5 protein-coding genes are annotated in these 22,404 nt (G+C 49.6%); 4 read left to right on the forward strand and 1 reads right to left on the reverse strand.

The genetic code is table 11. From position 1 onward, the window contains the following. The first annotated feature begins 44 nt into the window (after window positions 1–44). The 3 genes from ABR397_RS18300 (at window position 45) to ABR397_RS18310 (ending at window position 18,913) form a co-directional block, all read left to right on the forward strand. Entirely contained in the window at window positions 45–15,626 is a 15,582-nt protein-coding gene (locus ABR397_RS18300; protein ID WP_350306988.1) for an amino acid adenylation domain-containing protein, read from the forward strand. A 642-nt stretch (window positions 15,627–16,268) separates the two neighbouring features. Continuing rightward, a complete protein-coding gene (locus tag ABR397_RS18305) occupies window positions 16,269–18,176 on the forward strand; it encodes a lipase family protein (RefSeq protein WP_350306989.1) in 1,908 nt (635 codons plus the stop codon). Continuing rightward, a complete protein-coding gene (locus tag ABR397_RS18310) occupies window positions 18,173–18,913 on the forward strand; it encodes a hypothetical protein (RefSeq protein WP_350306990.1) in 741 nt (246 codons plus the stop codon). The genes ABR397_RS18305 and ABR397_RS18310 overlap by 4 nt, the downstream gene beginning before the upstream one ends. 768 nt (window positions 18,914–19,681) lie before the next feature. Here the strand turns inward: ABR397_RS18310 and ybfF are convergent. Then, complete coding sequence (ybfF, locus tag ABR397_RS18315; RefSeq protein WP_350306991.1) at window positions 19,682–20,467, reverse strand: esterase; 786 nt, start codon at window positions 20,465–20,467, stop codon at window positions 19,682–19,684. A gap of 494 nt (window positions 20,468–20,961) precedes the next feature. On the opposite strand from ybfF, the gene ABR397_RS18320 reads away from it, so the two are divergent. Further along, window positions 20,962–22,215, forward strand: a complete 1,254-nt coding sequence (locus tag ABR397_RS18320; RefSeq protein WP_350306992.1) for a dicarboxylate/amino acid:cation symporter — start codon at window positions 20,962–20,964, stop codon at window positions 22,213–22,215. Window positions 22,216–22,404: the final 189 nt, after the last annotated feature.

Consider the following 22,404-nt stretch of genomic DNA (forward strand, 5'->3'; position numbering starts at 1 on the left):
GTATCGAATTTCTGGGTGAACAGGAGCGGACCAACTATCCGTTTGTGCTGTCGGTAGAGGACGGAGGTTCTACTCTGGGGCTGACTGCGCAGGTAGTACAGCCGTTTGAGCCGGATCGGGTATGCGGTTATATGCAACAGGCGCTGGCAAGTCTGGCAGAAGCGCTGGAGCGGGCGCCGGAAACGCCGGTACGGGCACTGAATATTTTGCCTGAAACGGAACGCGCGTTATTGCTGGAAACCTGGAACGCGACTGAAACACCGTATCCTGAGCAGTTATGCATTCATCAGTTGATTGAACAACAGGTAGAGAAAACGCCTGACGCCACCGCGTTGGTGTATGAAGGACAGACCCTGAGCTATGCCGAATTGAATGCCGATGCTAACCGGCTGGCCCATCAACTGATTGCACTGGGAATCGCGCCGGATCAGCGGGTGGCCGTCTGCATGGCAAGCTCACCGGCGCGGGTAGTAGGGTTATTGGCGGTGCTGAAAGCCGGTGGCGCCTATGTGCCGCTGGACCCGGCGTATCCGGGGGAACGTCTGGCGCATATCCTGAATGATGCGGCTCCCTCAATCATATTGGCTGATGAGACCGGAAGGGTCGCGTTGGGCGAGGAAGCGCTGGCCGGGCTGACTCTGCTTGATCCGAATACCTTGCCCGATCAACCGGACAACAACCCGCAGGTATCGGCGCTGACTTCCCGTCATCTGGCCTATGTGATTTACACCTCCGGCTCTACCGGCGCGCCCAAAGGGGTGATGGTTGAACATCGTGGGTTGGTCAATCTTATTCGGGATAAAATTGTCCAGTTTGGGATTCATTCTGGTAACCGGATGTTGCAGTTCGCTTCATTTGGCTTCGATGCCAGTGTCTGGGAAACCATGATGGCACTGACCGGAGGAGCCAGTCTGGCTATTCCAGCCGACCCGGTTCGTCAGGATCCGCACCGTCTCTGGCATTATCTGGAGGAACAGGCAGTGACGCACGCTTGTTTGACTCCGGCCCTGCTGCGGGATGGGGCGGATTTACCGGCGCTGACGATAAAGCCGACCGTGATACTGGGCGGTGAAGCGCCCAGCCCGGCGCTGCTCCAGACATTGAGCCGTGAGGCCACGCTGTTCAATGCCTATGGCCCGACAGAAATTACCGTGTGCGCCACTCACTGGCGTTGTCCGTCAAACTATACCGATGCGTTGGCGCCTATTGGGCGTCCGACGGCGAATACCCGGATTTATCTGCTGGATGACCACGGGCAGCCAGTGCCATTGGGGGCGGTGGGGGAGTTGCATATTGGTGGCGCCGGTGTAACGCGGGGCTATCTCAATCGCCCTGACCTGACTGCCGAGCGTTTCCTGACGGATCCGTTTAGTGATGACGTTGATGCCCGGATGTATCGCACCGGGGATTTGGCCCGTTATTTGCCGGATGGCAATCTGGTGTTTGTTGGCCGTAATGACCAGCAGGTTAAAATCCGTGGATTCCGGATTGAACCGGGAGAAATCGAAGCCCGGTTGACAGAACACTCTGCGGTGCGTGAGGCGGTTGTGCTGGCGTTGGGTGACGGTCAGGATAAACGTCTGGTGGCTTATGTGGTAGCAGAAGCAGATGAAGAGTTGGTTAATTGTCTGCGTACTCACCTGAGCGCCATTTTACCGGATTATATGGTGCCGGCGGCGTTTGTGCGTCTGGATGCTTTCCCATTGACCCCGAACGGCAAACTGGATCGCCAGGCGTTACCGGCGCCGGGGGAGGAAGCGTTTGCGCGTCAGGTTTATGACGCGCCGCAAGGGGAAACCGAAACCACTCTGGCCGCTATCTGGCGTGAATTACTGGGCGTTGAGCGGATTAGCCGCTATGACAACTTTTTCGCTTTGGGCGGCTATTCGTTGTTGGCGGTGCGGATGATAAACCGGATAGCGGCTTTGGGGATTGAATTACCGCTGTCCACGCTGTTCAAATTTCCTTCTTTGACCACTCTTGCTGAGGCAATAAGTGCCCGGTTTGATCAGTCGGGCAGGATATTGCCCGCTATCGTTCCGCTATCCCGCGAGGGCCAATTGCCGTTGTCATTCGCTCAACAGCGTCTGTGGTTCCTGGCTCAGTTTGACGGGGTGAGTGATACCTATCATATTCCGTTGTCCCTGCGTTTACATGGTCAGCTGGATATTGTGGCCTGGCAGCAGGCACTGAATACGCTGTTTGCCCGCCATGAAGCGTTGCGCTCGGTTTTTGTTGCTGTCGATGGTCAGCCGCAGGTGGAATTGTTACCGGCGGAATCGGGCCTGCCGATGAAAAAATATGATCTGCGTGACGCGCCTGATGTGGATGTCCAGCTTGCGTTTCTCTCTGCTCAGGAAGTTGAGGCCCCGTTTGATCTTGCCCGTGGCCCCTTAATTCGTTCCAGTCTGATCCAACTGGCGGATGATGATCACGTTTTCTTACTGACTCAGCATCATATTGTTTCCGATGGCTGGTCTTTAGGGATACTGAAATCAGAACTGGAGGCGCTTTATGCCGCTTGCTTGAACCAGCAGCCGGATCCATTGCTTCCGTTGGTGATTCAATATCCTGATTACGCCGCCTGGCAACGTCAATGGTTGTCGGCGGAGCGTGTACAGTCTCAATCCGACTATTGGCGTATGAGGCTGGTTGACGCACCGGTATTACTGGATTTGCCTACTGACCGGCCACGTCCGCCTCAGCAGTTATTTGCCGGGAATATCTGGCCCGTCAGTCTGGATGTGGAATTAACCCAGTCCCTTAAACGTTTAAGTGAGCAGCAGGGCGTCACGTTATTTATGACGCTATTGGCGGCTTGGGCGACGGTTTTATCGCGTTTGTCAGGTCAGGAAGATCTGGTTATTGGTACGCCGAGTGCAGGTCGTGGCCGTCAGGAAGTGGAATCCCTGATCGGCTTTTTTGTCAACACGCTAGCGTTACGTATGGACTTATCCGGTGCGCCGAGTGTGACTGAATTGCTTGCGCGTGTGCGGCAAACCGCGCTGGCGGCGCAAGAGCATCAGGATCTGCCGTTTGAACAGGTGGTGGAAATCGTGCAACCGCCGCGTCAATTGGCGCATACCCCGCTGTTTCAGGTGATGTTTGCCTGGCAGAACAATGAGAGCACGGAATGGCGGCTGCCGGGGCTGGCTGTTTCACCTGTCGAACAAGCTTTTGATGTGGTTAAGTTCGATCTTGAGCTGAATTTGTCTGAGGTAGAGGGCCGGATTATTGGTTATCTGAATTATGCAACCGCCCTATTTGATCAAGCCACGATTGAGCGGCATATGGCATATCTCCATACCGTACTGCGGGAGATGGCGGTTAACCCGCAACAGCCGGTTGGGAAAATTGATATCCTGACAGTGGCGGAGCGCAGGTTATTGCTGGAAACCTGGAACGCGACTGAAACACTGTATTTTGAGCAGTTATGCATTCATCAACTGTTTGAGCAACAGGCAGAGAAAAACCCAGATACGACGGCGCTGGTGCATCTGGGTCAAGCCCTCAGTTATACAGAACTGAATGCCTGCGCTAATCGACTGGCGTATCAACTCATTGCACTGGGCGTTAAACCGGATCAGCGGGTGGCCATTTGTGTAGCGAGTTCACTTGCGCGGATAGTGGGGTTGCTGGCAGTCTTGAAAGCGGGTGGTGCCTATGTGCCGCTGGATCCGGCCTATCCGGGTGAACGCCTGATCTATATTTTGGCCGATGCTGCTCCGGCTATTTTGCTGGCGGATAACGTCGGATGTGCCGCGTTAGGCAAAAAGGCGCTGGCCGGGCTGACGGTACTGGATCCGAATGTATTGACTAACCAGTCGGATAGCGATCCGCAGTTGCCGGCATTAACCCCACGACATCTGGCGTATGTGATTTACACCTCCGGCTCGACTGGCACGCCGAAAGGGGTGATGGTTGAACACCGTGGTCTGGTTAACCTTATTCAGGAAAAAATCGCTCAGTTTGATATTCATTCTGATAGCCGGATGTTGCAGTTCGCTTCATTTGGTTTTGATGCGGGTGTTTGGGAGATCATGATGGCGCTGTGCAGTGGCGCCACTCTGGCTATTCCGGCCGACACAGTTCGTCAGGATCCGAGCTATCTCTGGCGTTATCTGGAAGAGCAGGCGATAACGCATGCCTGTCTGACGCCTGCCCTGCTCCGGGAGGGGATCGATTTACCGGTGATGACGATAAAGCCGACGTTGATACTCGGTGGTGAGGTCCCCAGCGCAGCGCTGCTTCGGGCACTGAGTCAGCGGGCAACGGTATTCAATGCGTATGGTCCGACAGAAATCACGGTGTGTGCCGCGACCTGGTGTTGCCCGTCAGACTACACGGATGGCGTCATTGCGATCGGACGTCCAACGGCTAACACACGGGTTTATCTGTTAAGTACTGACGGCCAGCCAGTGCCGTTAGGGGCGGTGGGTGAGCTGTATATCGGCGGCATGGGGGTAGCGCGAGGTTATCTCAATCGCCCTGATTTGACGGCGGAACGTTTTCTGCCAGATCCATTTAGTGGTGAACCGGATGCCCGCCTGTACCGCACCGGGGACTTAGCCCGTTACTTGCCGGATGGTCATCTGGTATTCCTGGGCCGTAATGACCAGCAGGTGAAAATCCGCGGTTTCCGGATTGAGCCGGGGGAAATTGAAGCCCGGTTGATGGAATACCCCGCAGTGACTGAAGCGCTGGTCCTGGCCTTAGGAGAAGGGCAGGATAAACGGTTGGTGGCTTATGTGGCGGCAGCCACGGATGAAGCGTTAGTTAACCGGTTGCGTACTCACCTGAGTGCGCTTCTGCCGGATTATATGGTGCCGGCGGCGTTTGTGCGTCTGGATACCTTCCCGTTGACGCCAAACGGCAAACTGGATCGCCGGGCGCTGCCGGCGCCGGGTGAAGACGCTTTTGTCCGTCAGATTTATGAAGCGCCGCAGGGGGAGACGGAAATCACACTAGCTGCTATCTGGGGCGAGTTGTTAGGCATTGAACAGGTCAGTCGGCACGACAGTTTCTTTGCGTTGGGCGGGCATTCATTGCTGGCGGTACGGATGGTTGAACGTTTGCGTCATGAGAGATTAACGCTGGTGGTGCGCGACCTGTTCCAATCCCCGGTGCTGTCCGCATTTGCTCAAACAGCAGGGCAGTCACAGGCGGTGGTGGCGCCGGCTAATGTCATCACCCCGGCGACGATGACACTGACACCTGAGATGTTGCCGTTGATTGATCTGACTCAGCCTGAAATTGACCATATTGTTGAACACGTGCTGGGCGGGATAGCGAATATTCAGGATATCTATGCCCTGTCGCCGTTGCAGGACGGTATTCTGTTCCACCACTTATTGGCTAACGAAGGCGACCCGTATCTATTGGTCAGCCAGATGGCCTTTGCTGATCGATCGTTGCTGGATCGTTATCTGACGGCGGTGCAGCAGGTGGTTGATCGCCACGATATTTTGCGTACGGCTTTTGTCTGGCAAGGATTATCTGCGCCGGTGCAGGTGGTCAGGCGTCAGGCTCTGTTATCCGTTATCGAACTGATGTTAGATCCCGCTGATGGACCGGTTTATGAACAACTAGTTCAACGTTTTAATCCCCGTCAGCATCGTCTCGATCTGGGGCAGGCGCCCCTGTTACATTTTGTTATTGCTCAGGAAACCGATGGTCGCTGGATTGTACTGCAATTGCAGCATCATTTGATTGGCGACCATACCACCATGGAGGTGATGAACCGTGAGGTTCTGGCGTACCTTGCCGGACAGGAAAATAGCCTGCCGGCGCCAGCGCCTTTCCGCAATCTGGTGGCGCAGGCCCGGTTGGGGGTGAGTCAGGCAGAACATACCCGTTTCTTTACCAATATGTTGGCGGAGGTGGATGAACCGACGCTGCCGTTTGGGTTGAAGGAGGTATATCGGGAGGGTTCGCAGGTGACCCCATCGCATCGGATGTTGCCGGCTGTGCTGAATAGCCGTCTGCGGAGTCAGGCCCGGCGTCTGGGCGTCAGTCTGGCGGCGCTGTGTCATCTGGCCTGGGCGCAGGTATTGTCGCGTACCAGCGGACAGGAAAAAGTGGTATTCGGCACCGTATTGTTTGGTCGTATGCAGGCTGGGGAAGGGGCTGATCGCGGCATGGGGCTGTTTATCAACACCTTGCCGCTGCGACTGGATATAGATGATACCCCGGTGCAGGACAGTGTACGAGCGGCACATGCCCGGTTAGCCGAATTACTGGAACATGAACACGCCTCACTGGCGCTGGCTCAACGTTGCAGTGGGGTACAAAGTGAAGCTCCGCTCTTTAGCGCCTTGTTGAACTACCGGCACAGTACGTTATCGGCGGCTTCGAATGAAATCATGACTGGGGTTGAATTTCTTGGCGCGCAGGAGCGGACCAACTACCCATTTGCTCTGTCGGTGGAGGATTTCGGTGATGCGCTGGGGCTGACGGCCCAAATTGTCCAGCTATTCGATTCGGAGCGGGTGTGTGGTTATATGCAACAGGCGCTGGAAAGTCTGGCGGAAGCACTTGAGCTGGTTCCGGAAATGCCGGTACGGATGTTGGAAATTCTGCCTGAGAATGAGCATGAGTTGTTGTTGGCAACTTGGAACGCGACTGAAACACCGTATCCTGAGCAGTTATGCATTCATCAGTTGATTGAACAACAGGTAGAGAAAACGCCTGACGCCACCGCGTTGGTGTATGAAGGACAGACCCTGAGCTATGCCGCATTAAATGCCGATGCCAACCGGCTGGCTCATCAACTGATTGCACTGGGAATCGCGCCGGATCAACGGGTGGCCGTCTGCATGGCAAGCTCACCGGCGCGGGTGGTAGGGTTATTGGCGGTGCTGAAAGCCGGTGGCGCCTATGTGCCGCTGGACCCGGCGTATCCGGGGGAACGTCTGGCGCATATCCTGAATGATGCAGCTCCCTCAATCATATTGGCTGATGAGACCGGAAGGGTCGCGTTGGGCGAGGAGGCGCTGGCCGGGCTGACTCTGCTTAATCCGAATACCTTGCCTGATCAACCGGACAACAACCCGCAGGTACCGGTGTTGACTTCCCGTCATCTGGCTTATGTGATTTACACCTCCGGTTCTACCGGCGCGCCCAAAGGGGTGATGGTTGAACATCGTGGGTTGGTCAATCTTATTCGGGATAAAATTGTCCAGTTTGGGATTCATTGCAGTAACCGGGTGTTGCAGTTTGCTTCATTTGGCTTCGATGCCAGTGTCTGGGAAACCATGATGGCGCTGACCGGAGGAGCCAGTCTGGCTATTCCAGCCGACCCGGTTCGTCAGGATCCGCACCGTCTCTGGCATTATCTGGAGGAACAGGCAGTGACGCACGCTTGTTTGACTCCGGCCCTGCTGCGGGATGGGGCGGATTTACCGGCGCTGACGATAAAGCCGACCGTGATACTGGGCGGTGAAGCGCCCAGCCCGGCGCTGCTCCAGACATTGAGCCGTGAGGCCACGCTGTTCAATGCCTATGGCCCGACAGAAATTACCGTGTGCACCACTCACTGGCGTTGTCCGTCAAACTATACCGATGCGTTGGCGCCTATTGGGCGTCCGACGGCGAATACCCGGATCTATCTGCTGGATGCCTACGGTCAGCCAGTGCCATTGGGGGCGGTGGGGGAGCTGTATATTGGTGGCGCTGGTGTAACGCGGGGCTATCTCAATCGCCCTGACCTGACTGCCGAACGTTTCCTGACGGATCCGTTTAGTGATGACGTTGATGCCCGGATGTATCGCTCCGGGGATTTGGCCCGTTATTTGCCGGATGGCAATCTGGTGTTTGTTGGCCGTAATGACCAGCAGGTTAAAATCCGTGGATTCCGGATTGAGCCGGGTGAAATCGAAGCCCGGTTGACAGAATATCCTGCGGTGCGTGAGGCGGTTGTGCTGGCGCTGGGTGACGGTCAGGATAAACGTCTGGCGGCTTATGTGGTAGCAGAAGCAGATGAAGAGTTGGTTAATTGTCTGCGTACTCACCTGAGCGCCATTTTACCGGATTATATGGTGCCGGCGGCGTTTGTGCGTCTGGATGCTTTCCCATTGACCCCGAATGGCAAACTGGATCGCCGGGCGTTACCGGTGCCGGGGGAGGAAGCGTTTGCGCGTCAGGTTTATGACGCGCCGCAAGGGGAAATCGAAACCACTCTGGCCGCTATCTGGCGTGAATTACTCAATGTTGAGCGGATTAGCCGGTATGACAACTTTTTCGCTTTGGGCGGCCATTCGTTGTTGGCGGTGCGGATGATAAATCGGATAGCGGCTTTGGGGATTGAATTACCGCTGTCCACGCTGTTCAAATTCCCTGCTTTGACCACTTTTGCTGAGGCAATAAGTGCCCGGTTTGATGAACAGAGCAGCAGATTACCGGCCATCATGCCGTTATCCCGTGAGGGTAAATTGCCGTTGTCATTTGCTCAACAGCGTCTGTGGTTTCTGACTCAGTTTGACGGGGTGAGTGAGACTTATCATATCCCGATGGCATTACGTTTACGTGGTCAGCTTAATATGAGTGCTTGGCAGCAGGCGCTTGATGCGCTGTTTGCTCGCCATGAAGCATTACGCTCGGTCTTTGTTGCTGTTGACGGCCAGCCGCAGGTGGAGTTGTTACCGGCGGAATGGGGCCTGCCGATGAAAAAATATGATCTGCGTGACGCGCCTGATGTGGATGTCCAGCTTGCGTTTCTCTCTGCTCAGGAAGTTGAGGCCCCGTTTGATCTTGCCCGTGGTCCGTTAATTCGTTCCGCGCTGGTGCAACTGGCTAATGATGAACACGTTTTCCTGCTGACCCAGCATCATATTGTTTTCGATGGCTGGTCTGTCAGCGTATTGATGCGTGAATTGAGCACCCTTTACACCGCTTTCCGGGCAGGGCGGCCGGATCCGTTGCCGCCGTTAACGATTCAATATCCTGATTACGCCGCCTGGCAACGTCAGTGGCTGTCGGCGGAACGCATACAGTCCCAATCTGACTATTGGCGCACCAAGCTGGCTGATACGCCGGTTCTGCTGGATTTACCCACTGACCGGCCACGTCCGCTTGAACAGTCATTTGCCGGGGCTCTCTTGCCTGTCAGTCTGGATGCGGAGTTAACTCAATCCCTAAAGCGCTTGAGTGAGCAGCAGGGTGTCACGTTATTTATGACATTGTTGGCAGCTTGGGCGACGCTTCTGTCGCGTCTGTCAGGTCAGGAGGATCTGGTTATCGGTACACCGAGCGCGGGCCGCAGTCGGCAGGAAGTGGAATCCTTGATCGGTTTCTTTGTCAATACGCTGGCCTTGCGGATGGATTTATCCGGTGCGCCGAATACGACCGAATTGCTTGCGCGTACACGGCAAACTGCGCTGGCGGCGCAGGAGCATCAGGATCTGCCGTTTGAACAGGTGGTGGAAATCGTACAACCGCCGCGTCAATTGGCGCATACCCCGTTGTTTCAGGTGATGTTTGCCTGGCAGAACAATGAGAGCACGGAATGGGGCTTGCCGGGATTGTCTGTTTCACCTGCGGATCAACGCATTGATATCGCTAAGTTTGATCTTGAACTAAGTCTGTCTGAGGTGGATGGCCGGATTGCCGGCTATCTGCATTATGCTACCGCCCTGTTTGATCAACCCACGATTGAGCGGCATGTGGCATATCTCCATACCGTACTGAGGGAGATGGCGGCTAACCCGCAACAGCTGGTTGGGAAAATTGATATCTTGACCGTGGCGGAGCGCCAGTTGTTGCTGGAAACCTGGAATGCAACCCAAGCGCCGTATCCTGACCAGTCATGTATTCACCGGCTGTTTGAGCAACAGGTAGAGCAAACCCCTGACGCGATAGCATTAGTATATGAAGAACGCATTCTCAGCTATGCCGAATTAAATGCCCGCGCTAACTGGCTGGCCCGCCGGTTAATCGGGCAGGGGATCCAATCGGATGATCGGGTTGCGGTGTTGCTGGAACGCTCTGTTGAACTGGTGGTGGCTCAGTTGGCTATCCTCAAGGCCGGGGCTGTTTATGTGCCGATCGATCCCCGTGTGCCGGACGAACGGAAAAACTGGCTGATAAACGATTGTTCAGCCAAATTGTTGCTGACAGATAGCCCGGTTGATCTGGCGATTCCCCTGTTTTGTCTGGCCGATAAAATGGACGCTATCGGGGAAGAAGATCATCACAATATTGGCTTACCCCGCTCCAGTACTGCGCTGGCCTATATCATGTACACCTCCGGCTCGACCGGCACGCCAAAAGGGGTGATGGTGCCGCATCGTGCGGTGGTTCGGCTGGTCATCAATAATGGGTACGCCGAAATCGGGCCGGATGATCGGGTTGCCTTTACCGCTAATCCGGCTTTCGATGCCGGCACGTTCGAAGTCTGGGCGCCGTTGCTTAACGGCGGTGCGCTGGTGGTTATCGATCATGACACGTTGCTGACGCCACACAAGTTAGTGCAGGTTTTACGCGTGCATCGCGTCACGGTGCTGTGGCTGACTATCGGGTTGTTTAACCGGCTGGCGGCAGAATTATCTCCGGTTCTTCCGCAGATTAAGATCCTGATTTTCGGGGGAGATATCCCCGATGTGCATGTGATTGCCCAAGTTCTGGATAATCATCCGCCACAACAATTATTGCAGGCTTACGGACCGAGTGAAGGAACCACCTTTACTACTACCTATCGTATCGCAGAGTTATCACCGGGAGTGACCTGGATCCCGATTGGTCAACCGATAGCCAATACGCGGGTTTATCTGCTGGATATCTATGGTCAGCTGGTACCGTTGGGGGTGACAGGTGAGATTTATATCGGTGGAGATGGGGTCGCCTGTGGTTATCTCAATCGTCCTGAACTGACCACGGAACGTTTTCTACCGGATCCGTTTAGCAATGAACCGGGTGCCCGCATGTATCGAACCGGAGATTTGGCCCGCTACCTTGCGGACGGCAATCTGGATTTCTTAGGCCGTAATGACCAACAGGTGAAAATCCGTGGTTTCCGCATTGAACCGGGGGAAATCGAAGCCCGGCTGGTGGAACATCCGGCGGTGAGTGAAGCCGTTGTGCTGGTGCTGGGTGACGGTCAGGATAAACGGTTGGTGGCTTATGTGGCGGCAGAAACGGATGAAGAGTTGGTTAACCGTCTGCGTACTCACTTGAGCGCCATTTTGCCGGATTATATGGTGCCGGCGGCGTTTGTGTGTCTGGATGCCTTCCCGCTGACGCCGAATGGCAAACTGGATCGCCGGGCGCTGCCGGCGCCGGGTGAGGAAGCGTTTGCCCGTCAGGTTTATGACGCACCGCAAGGGGAGACAGAAACCTTGCTGGCCGCTATCTGGAGCGAGTTATTGGGGATTGAGCAGGTCAGTCGGTACGATAGCTTCTTTGCGTTGGGCGGCCATTCATTGCTGGCGGTGCGGATGATTGACCGCCTGCGTAACGCAGGATTAACACTGGCGGTGCGTGATCTGTTCCAATTCCCGATGTTGTCTGAATTTGCCCAAACAGCAGGACAGTCACAGGCAGTGGTGGCGCCGGTTAATACCATCACCCCGGCGACTACGGCACTGACGCCTGAAATGTTGCCGCTGATTGATCTGACTCAGCCTGAAATTGACCATATCGTTGAACACGTACCGGGCGGGATTACCAATATTCAGGATATCTATGCTCTGTCACCGTTGCAGGACGGGATCCTGTTCCACCATTTACTGGCGAACAAGGGCGATCCGTATTTGTTGGCTTATCCTGTGGTCTTTGCTGATCGATCGTTGCTGGATCGTTATCTGGCGGCGGTGCAACAGGTCGTTGATCGCCACGATATCCTGCGTACCGCCTTTGTTTGGCAAGGGTTGTCAGTGCCGGCTCAGGTAGTCTGGCGTCAGGCGCCGTTATCAGTGACTGAACTGACGTTGGATCCTGCTGATGGACCAGTTTATCAACAACTGTCTCAACATTTTGATCCCCGTCAGCATCGTCTCGATCTGGGGCAGGCGCCTTTGTTACGTTTTGTTATTGCACAGGAAACGGCTGGTCGCTGGATTGTATTGCAATTGCAGCACCATTTGATCGGCGACCATACTGCAATGGAGGTGATGAACCGGGAAGTTCAGGCGTACCTTGCCGGGCAGGAGAATAGTCTGCCTGTGCCGGTTCCTTTCCGCAATCTGGTGGCTCAGGCCCGGCTGGGAATGGGGCAGGACGAGCATATCCGCTTCTTTACCGACATGTTGGCCGAAGTGGATGAACCGACGCTGCCGTTCGGGTTGACGGAAGTCCATCGGGATGGTTCGCAGGTAACTCAATCGCACCGAATGTTGCCCGCTATGTTGAATGACCGCCTGCGCAGTCAGGCCCGGCGTCTGGATGTCAGTCTGGCGGCGTTATGTCATCTGGCTTGGGCGCAGGTATTGTCGCGTACCAGCGGACAGGAGAACGTGGTATTCGGTACCGTGCTGTTTGGGCGGATGCAGGCAGGGGAAGGGGCTGACAGCGGCATGGGGCTGTTTATCAATACCTTGCCGTTACGACTGGATATGAATGCTACTCCGGTGCAGGAGAGTGTACGGGCAGCACATACCCGGTTGGCGGGATTACTGGAACATGAGCACGCTTCACTGGCGTTGGTTCAACGTTGCAGTGGGGTGCAAAATGAAATTCCGCTCTTTAGCGCCTTGTTAAACTATCGGCATAATGCGCCGGTGGTTACCACAGATGAGATCATCAGCAGCGTTGAATTCCAGGGTGGGCAAGAGCGCACGAACTATCCGTTTGTCTTGTCGGTGGAGGATTTTGGTAATGCACTGGGGCTGACTGCACAAATCGTTCAACCGATTGATCCGGAAAGGGTATGTGGTTATATGCAACAGGCGCTGGAAAGTCTGGCAGAAGCGCTTGAACAGCGGCCGGAGACACCGGTACGGTTGTTGAATATTTTACCGGAAGCAGAGAAGCGTCTGTTGCTGGAAACTTGGAATGCGGCCCAAGCGCTGTATCCTGACCAGTGTTGTATTCATAGGTTGTTTGAACAACAGGCAGAAAAAAAACCTGATGCGATAGCGCTGATGTATGGAGAACACATTCTCAGTTATGCCGAATTGAATGCCCGTGCTAACCGGCTGGTTCGCCGGTTAATTGGGCAGGGGATCCGGCCGGACGATCGCGTTGCGGTACTGTTAGCGCGTTCTGTTGAACTGGTGGTGGCTCAGTTGGCTATCCTCAAGGCCGGGGCCGTTTATGTGCCGATCGATCCCCGTATACCGGACGAACGGCTGCATTGGCTGATAAACGATTGTTCAGCCAAATTGTTGCTCACTGATATCCCGGTTGACCTGGCGATTCCCCTGTATTGCCTGACTAATGAGAGGGATACTATTGGGGAAGAAGATCACTGTAATCCTGATTTACCCCGCTCCAGCGCCGCGCTGGCTTATATCATGTATACCTCCGGCTCGACTGGTACGCCAAAAGGGGTGATGGTGCCGCATCGGGCTGTAGTTCGGTTGGTGATTAATAATGGGTACGCTGAAATCGGGCCGGATGATCGGGTGGCTTTTGAGGCCAACCCGGCGTTCGATGCCGGCACCTTTGAAGTTTGGGCGCCGTTGCTGAATGGCGGTACGCTGGTGGTGATTGATCACGCGACTGTGTTGACGCCGCAGGCGTTTGTTCAGGCATTACAGGCTTATCGAATCACGGTTATGTGGTTGAGTGTCGGGTTGTTTAACCGGCTGGCGGCAGAGTTGTCGCCGGCGCTTTCACAGCTCAAAATCCTGATTGTTGGTGGAGATGTACTGGATCCGCATGTGATTGCGCAGGTTCTGCGTGATAGCCCGCCTCAACAGTTATTGAATGGTTATGGGCCGAGCGAAGGCACCACCTTTACCACTACCTATCGTATCACGACATTATCACCGGGGATGAGCCAGATCCCTATTGGCCGACCGATAGCTAACACGCAGGTTTATCTGCTGGATGTCTATGGTCAGCTGGTACCTCTGGGGGTGGTCGGGGAATTGTATATTGGCGGGGCGGGTGTCGCGTGTGGTTACTTCAATCGTCCTGAATTGACGGCTGAACGCTTCCTCGTTGATCCGTTTAGTGATTCACCTGATGCCCGCATGTATCGAACCGGGGATTTAGCCCGTTACCTGCCGGACGGTAATTTGGAGTTTATGGGCCGTAACGATCAGCAAGTTAAAATCCGCGGTTTCCGTATTGAGCCGGGCGAAATTGAGGCCCGGTTGGTGGAACACCCAACTGTGCAAGAGGCTGTTGTGTTGGTGCTGGGTGATAGTCAAGATAAACGTTTGGTCGCTTACGTAGTGGCGCCAGAGGATGAGGGACTGACTAATAGCTTGCGTGCTCATCTGAGTGCCATTTTACCGGATTATATGGTACCGGCGGCGTTTGTGCGTCTGGATGTCTTCCCGCTGACCCCGAACGGTAAGTTGGATCGTCGTGCGCTACCGGCTCCGGGCAATGAAGCTTTTGCCCGGCAGGTTTACGAAGCGCCGCGAGGGGAAACGGAAACCGTATTGGCGGCTATTTGGTGTGAATTACTGGGGATTGAGCGGGTCAGCCGGTATGACAATTTCTTCGCCTTGGGTGGTCACTCACTGCTCGCTATGCGGATGATAAACCTTGCGGCTAATCATGGTCTTGTCTGCACATTGAATGATCTATTTCAATTCCCTGTGCTGGCTGAACTGGCTGCAAAAATGACATCAGATCAGCTATCTCAACCGCGAAACAGGGTGATATTGGTGCGATCTGGCGGAACAGGTCTGCCGTTATTCTTTGTACCCAGCGGGTTGGGTGATTATTCCTATGTTTTCGGGTTGTCTCAGCAGATTCAGTCAGGCTACCCGATTTATGCGTTGCCTTGGCCATCCATCAGTGAAGAGCCGATGTTGACGATGGAAGAGCAGGCGGCAAGGATGATCAGCTTTATCAAAGCGGTTCAACCGGAAGGCCCATATCGGATATGCGGTTACTCTTCCGGTGGCATATTGGCTTATGCCATTGCCCAGCAATTGTTGAATTTCGGTGAGGTGGTTGATTTCCTCGGTTTGATAGACACGCCTATTCCTCATTATTACAGGCAACAGATAACGCCGCCAAAACTTCAATTTTTTATTGAGTTGGCGAGGCAAACAGGAGAAGAACATATTGATGAGATTGCGGCACTGTACCGGCGAATTGATGAATTGAATCTGGCGCAGTTTATCGAAGCGGCGCAGAAATTGGCGTTATACCCGGCCAATTTGCGTTCTGATTTAATCGCAAAACGTTGGGAACAGATAGAAAATTATGCGCAAATAGTCAGAGACTATGAGCCGCAAACATTGGCGATAACGTTGCATCAGTTCTATGCAACGGAACCTTCTCCACCTGTTCCGGTTATTATGAATGCCGACGTTGTGGATGCTGAATTACAGTCTTTAGATAGGGATCCGTCGTTAGGTTGGGCGCAGGTAATGCCTGATTTTTCACTGCGGTTAATTCCAATTTCGGGTAACCATTTTAGTCTGTTGGAGAATAATGCGAATAAAGTCGTTTTAGTCCGGGCTTTAAATATAGCGTTGACGGAAGATTGTGACGGGGAAATTCAGTAATGGCTTAAAAAAGCCTAAACGATCCTGTATTCGTATGATAATCCGGCATATATAACATATGCCGGATTTTTTCTATGGGTGTTTTGAAGAGAATATAAATGAAGTCGAGATTGTTTGATATATCGTGAATTATTTTATGAGAAAAGGGAATATCACTATCCTTTTTCTCATTTATCAGATTGACGATAATTGCATTTGTACTGAGTTTGTAATGCTTTCTTACAGTTTGTAACACTTTGTTACAAATTTATTTTTTAATTGGAAAAAGATGAAATTTTCCTTGCTATTTTGTGGTTGTTTAATAATTATTAAACAGGCCATGTCATATGGCCTGTATGAAAGAAAATTCATATCCTGTTCCTCTTATTCACGGGGATTAATTGATTGGGATTCATTTTTGTATTCCTGTCGTTCAACTCACTATTACTCACTGCATAAGCGGTGATGTTTGTCTGTGATAGTGGGATTTTTACGGGTTTATTTCTTGGGTAAAGAAATAAATTACTTTAATTCCTAAGTATGGGCGCTTTTCTGGTGATGAAGGTTATTTATCACTGGCCGGGACAAACCTTGTGGGATTTTCAGCACAGGATGTTTGGGTTGTGTGCTTATATGTAGTGACAAGTAAAGGAAACAACACTGATGAGTAGATTAGATCCGCGTGAAACTCTTGATTGCAGGCGTTTGAAACACTGGGTGGAATTTCAGTTGATGGATGAACAGGGAAAACCGCTAATCAATGTGCCTTATGGCTTGGTAAGCTGGGGATTACCGGATCATGTGCGCCGGGGGACGACGGATGGTTTCGGGGTGCTCAGGGAAGAAAACCTGTCAGCTCATCCCGTGATATTGTCTATCCACGCCCAATCGTTGGCCGATGAGATGGAACGGCGCCCATTGCGGGAAATACGCGGTGAAGCGGCGTCGGTGGTGAAGCCAAAAGCCGAAGCTGAAGGTCACCAATATCATTATGTGACTATCGGGCAGATCAGTGATGGTTTGCCGGTGATTGAGGATTGGAAAGAGCAAGAACCCCCTCTCTATCATTTTCCAGATCCGGAGCCAAGTGGCTACACGGTTCATCCACTAAATCAACGGTATGTCTTGGAAATATGCCCGTTTCGGGCTTGGGTCTTGCAATTACATCATCAGAAAGAGTATTCCATTGTTAATGCGTATAACCTGAGTTTGATGAGTGTACTGGCTTATGCTGGTGGAGATGTCAATGTTGAAGGTTCCGTTAAGCATTTTTTTAACCGGCAGATGCTGGATGTTTCAAAGTTACCTTATCAGGTGGAAAAAGCGTCGGCGACTCCTGTAGCTTATGATGTGCCGTTCAGTGAACGTTATACCCGGGTGGAATTTATTGATTCAAAAACGGCAGATAAACAGGGTGATACACGACTGTTTTATGTAGCCAGCAGCAGTGATGTTCTTGTCAGTTGGCGGGGTACAATTAGTCTGGAGAATTACCGGACTGATGTCACCTTTCAGCCACTGGTTTTAAGCTGCGATGATGACAAAGCGCTGTGTAGTGGGTTTATTCACCGTGGTAAAGTGCACAAAGGATTTTGGGAGGCGTTTAATTTGGTTGGAGAGTTAATAGTTCCCAGTGATGAAACTAAAACAGTATTCCGAGATATTACCAATTTGGTTACGAATAAACGGTTATTTATTTGTGGTCATAGTTTGGGTGGCGCATTGGCATTACTGCACAGTGCACAACTGAAAGAGTATAATCCTTGCCTCTACAGTTACGGGATGCCGAGAACATTAACCCGTAGTGCGGTAGAGGAGCTGTCTTCCATTATTCACTATCGCCATGTTAATGAAGATGACGTCATTCCTGTTGTGCCATTTGAGCAGGATATGGATAATGGGTTTTTCAATTACTGGGCGCCAGCGGGGTACGACTGGGAAATAATTAAGCTAGTGTCTACGTCGCCGATTGTTAAAGCCATTAAACAAGCGACTGCCAGTCAAGAAATCTATTTGCATCATGGTAAAGTGGTTCATTTTTTTCAAGCCAACAGTTGTCCGGAATGGCTGATTTCCGCCAGGAGTCTTACCCTTATAACGGCGGTGGCTGAAGAAATCTTGAATAACACCACAAAGCTCTATTTAATTCCTGAATTAAACCCGGAAACAGAAAAGGATTTTTCTCTGGCCGGTGAGCAGCAAAATGCGTTGTTTAATCAGTTAAGTCAACAAGAAAAAGATCAACTGTTTGTTGAAAACAGAAGTGCTGATTTAAAAGGGGGATTAGGCTTTCTTCATCATAGCTCGTATAAATATGCCGGTTATATTGATAAGCGGCTTAGAGAGTTATGTGAACCGGATAAGATTACGGTCTATCAGGACAGCCAGCGTCAATTTAAGGCAAAAATGGATCATGATAAGATGCTTATTCCTGATAATATTTACTACTGCAACCTCTATTTTCTGGATATGGACAAACAGTTAATAAAATCACTGACCGTGAGCCAGCAGGAAGAGCAAGGAACACTGGCCTTACAACATTATTGCGATGGTAAGGAACTCTCAGTATGAAAATAGTAAAAATCACGCTGTTATTGTTATTTTCATATTTTATTTACTGGGCGTTAGGCGATACCTTTTTTAATTGGCTTTTTCCTTTTTCATCTGTTGGAAAAGGGCCGTGGATAACCGTGGAAGGTGTTGCGCCGAAATACACAAAACCGTATGTATCAGCAGAATATATTTCAAAAGATTGTCTTGAGTATGAGCTTGATGCGGGTATGTCTCCTCATAAAGTGCCGACCTATAATAGGCTCCGACTGGATGTAAAAGCCGATCCACAAACCGGTTATTTTCAGGCGAAATTACCTTTCAGTGGCAGAGGTTGGTGCAAATGGAAAATTGATCAGGCTTTTGTATCAGTAGGGTATACTGATGTCAGCCATCTGGTGAAAGATGCTGTGCCGTATACGGGAACAGGTTTAATCGCATTTATCAATGATGCAGCTCAGACGAATCTTAGCGAAATCGCAGCGTTGAATACCATTGATTTCAGCCCGGTTATTTACCCTGTTTTGGAGATATCTGAAAAATTCCCGAAAAGTATATTTTTGCAGGGTAGGGTCGATATGTACCCTTTTCGATTGAGGTTAACGCCGGGCACTGAGTGGAAAATTGTCTATAAGCCTAAGTTGGATGAAACCAAGATGCCAAAGATTACTATTACTAAGGGTAAAGAATGGGTTGAATATCCTGACGGACGAATTGATATTAATAGACAAACGATAGATTACTGGAAGATAAAATAACATCATCTCTGTAGGGCTTGAGGAAGATTTACCATGATAAATATCAAAAAATGCTAATGTTACTATCATAAATATTAATTTCAAATTATGTTTACCCAGAGGGAATAGCACTAAAATACTTATTAATGACTAATCATTATATTTTTAATGTTTATTTTACCAATTATCGCTGTCTTTTTTTATTTCGTATTTACCAAGATTATGAAATATAATGTAAATGATTAATCTAGGAATATTAACAAAAGTGGAAAAGTTTAAATACAAGTCAGGAGATGGAAAATCCATTAGTTTTATAAAAACTACTCAATGAAAACCATTTGTGAGATGAGTTTTCAATTAAAAAGTAAGAAAAACCTTCTGAATAGAATCGATTTACAGGTTTACCCTCTTTTTAACGTGATTTCTTTTCCCTTTTTCCTTATTTATTTAAGCCTACCGTAATCATTTGAAAGCGCGAATACAGAGATATTAAAGCTTTTATTTAATAAGCGATTTAACTGTAAATAAAAGCTTTTAAAAGGACAATTAACAGCATTTAATCGACATCCATTAACCGTTAACAAAAAATTGAAAAGAAATCAGTAGTAAAAGAATATAATCTGAAAAAGATGATACCTAAGTGCTTTCTCGCCTTGATTTTACGAAGCAAGCGATAAAACTAATACCATAAAAAATGGTTAATTTGGCAGGGAAATCAAAGTGGTAATGAAGATAAAAAGTGGCTCACAGAGAAGTGAGCCACTATTTATCTCGAATTAACTGCCTGCATTATTTCGCATCAATATTGAGAAAACGATGAATTGCCCTTAAAACGGCATCGGGTTTTTCTGCGTGAACCCAGTGACCACAATCGGCGACAACCCAGGCTTTAGCTTGTGGAAATTGTCTGGCGATATCATCCCGGTACTCTTCCTGAATATAAGAAGAAAGACCGCCGCGAATAAACAGTGCGGGATGAGGCCATGTCGGTATTTCCTGCCAGCCGATAATCTTTTCATATTGATTAATTAATACCGGCAAATTGAATTTCCATTCTCCCTGACGGAATGATTTCAATAAAAATTGGATAACGCCCTCTTCCTGAATATCTTCCCGCATAATTTCGGTGGCTTCCTGACGGGTATTAACGCCAGCTTTCGTCACTTTATTCAATGCGGTAAAAATCTGGTCATGACGGCGAACCTGATAGGCGATTGGCGCTATATCAATAAGAACCATTTTTTCTATCCGTTCTGGCGCCAGGGCGGTCATTGTCATCGCGATCTTGCCGCCCATTGAATGACCAATAATAATGGCGGACTGAATTTGCAGATGATCCAGCAGAGAAATAATATCCTGTGCCATATCGTGGTAATCCATGTTATCTGCCCGTGGAGATAAACCGTGATTACGTACATCAACCTGAATAACGGGATAATATTGCTGTAAATCACGGGCCAGGACGCCAAGATTATTCAGATCGCCAAATAATCCGTGGATCAATACAACAGGAGCGGAAGAGATAGGACTTTCTGGTGTCTGTATATGATGATTTAATTGGCTGTTTAATTTCATGATGGGAATAGTTTTCCTTCGGGTATTGAGGTCATGCAGTGCATGTTATGGGATATTGTTGTTCAAATTGTAACAAAGCAACCAGGCTATGCAATTATAGTTAATAATTTCTTGTAATTGAATTGTTCTTAAAATGTCCCGCTCGTCAAAAACTTGTTAATTTTCATGCTAATACTTAATCGCTTAAAAAATAAAAACGCTTCAATTTACTGATATTTTTAAATAGCAGATTTTAAATAACTTGTGAGATAATTGTTAGTTCAGCCATCTTAATTTGGTTGTTTATTGTGTGTTTATTGTGTGTTTATTGTGTGTTTATGTGATCTATATCTTAAAAAATTGTGTGTTGACTTTAAATTTTTGTGAAAAAATAATGAAAATTTACTTTATATTTTATGTAAATAAAAGATATAGGGTAAATTCAACAATAATCACACCGTTCTAATAAGAATAAATAGAATTTGATTTTATACTATGGATTAGGGAATTAAGAAGTGAAAAAAAATTTACTAAAAAGTCTTTATTTTCAAGTTTTGCTTGCAATAACTATCGGCATATTTCTGGGGCATTTCTATCCTGAACTGGGCGCGGAAATGAAGCCATTGGGTGACGGATTTGTAAAATTAATCAAGATGGTTATTGCGCCAGTTATTTTTTGTACGGTTGTTACCGGTATCGCCGGTATGGAAAGTATGAAAGCTGTGGGTAAAACAGGGGCTATTGCTCTGGTCTATTTTGAAATAGTTAGCATAATTGCTTTAATTATTGGGTTAATCGTTGTCAATGTTGTCCAGCCAGGTGCAGGGATGAATATTGATCCCGCTACGTTAGATGTTAAAGCTGTCTCTATATATGCGGAGAAAGCGGCTGAACAGGGCATAATCGCATTTTTACTTGATGTTATTCCAGGCAGTGTCATCGGAGCATTCGCCAGTGGTAATATTTTGCAGGTTTTATTATTTGCGGTGTTATTTGGCTTTGCGCTTCATCATTTAGGCGAAAAAGGGAAGCCAATCTTTAATATTATTGATGGTTTCTCTCAAGTGATTTTCGGTATTATCAATATGATAATGCGATTAGCGCCTTTAGGGGCTTTTGGTGCAATGGCCTTTACCATCGGCAAATATGGTATTGGTTCATTAATACAATTAGGGCAGTTAATAGTTTGTTTCTATATCACTTGTATTCTTTTTGTCATATTTGTTTTAGGAACAATAACAAAAGTGGCCGGATTTAGTATATTTCGGTTTATCAATTACATTAAAGAAGAATTATTAATCGTATTGGGAACATCCTCTTCTGAATCTGTATTACCGCGTATGTTAGATAAAATGGAGAAGGCGGGATGTCAGAAATCGGTTGTTGGTTTGGTGATACCGACAGGATATTCATTTAATCTGGATGGCACTTCTATTTACCTGACAATGGCCGCAGTATTTATTGCACAGGCAACCAATACACATATGGATATTGTGCATCAAATAACGCTATTAGTTGTATTGCTTTTATCTTCTAAAGGGGCTGCTGGCGTGACCGGCAGCGGGTTTATTGTATTAGCGGCAACAATTTCTGCTGTTGGACATTTACCATTGGCGGGTCTGGCATTAATTCTGGGAATAGATCGTTTTATGTCAGAAGCAAGAGCGTTAACCAACCTGATTGGCAACGGGGTTGCCACAATTGTAGTCGCAAAACGCTGTCGTCAGCTTGATGAAGCTAAATTGAATAAAGTGTTAAATGCTAAATAAGCGAATCTTTAGATTTATGCCTGCTCAAATGAGCAATTAATAAGAAGATTCCGGCCATTGGGCCGGAATTTTTACATATGATCAAAATAGTAAAGAAATAAATTTATTCCTCCTACCTTGCAAGACACTTAATCTGCTCTATTCTTTTTTATATGATACTGCTGCCTGCAATAAACACCCGGCGGTGCC

It is taken from the genome of Photorhabdus viridis (assembly GCF_040256935.1).
Classification (GTDB): Bacteria; Pseudomonadota; Gammaproteobacteria; order Enterobacterales; family Enterobacteriaceae; genus Photorhabdus; species Photorhabdus viridis.

What these genes read in the sequence shown, in the direction of transcription:
- ybfF (WP_350306991.1), bottom strand. Translation starts at nt 20,467, where the DNA reads ATGAAATTAAACAGCCAATTAAATCATCATATACAGACACCAGAAAGT.
- ABR397_RS18305 (WP_350306989.1), top strand. Translation starts at nt 16,269, where the DNA reads ATGAGTAGATTAGATCCGCGTGAAACTCTTGATTGCAGGCGTTTGAAA.
- ABR397_RS18310 (WP_350306990.1), top strand. Translation starts at nt 18,173, where the DNA reads ATGAAAATAGTAAAAATCACGCTGTTATTGTTATTTTCATATTTTATT.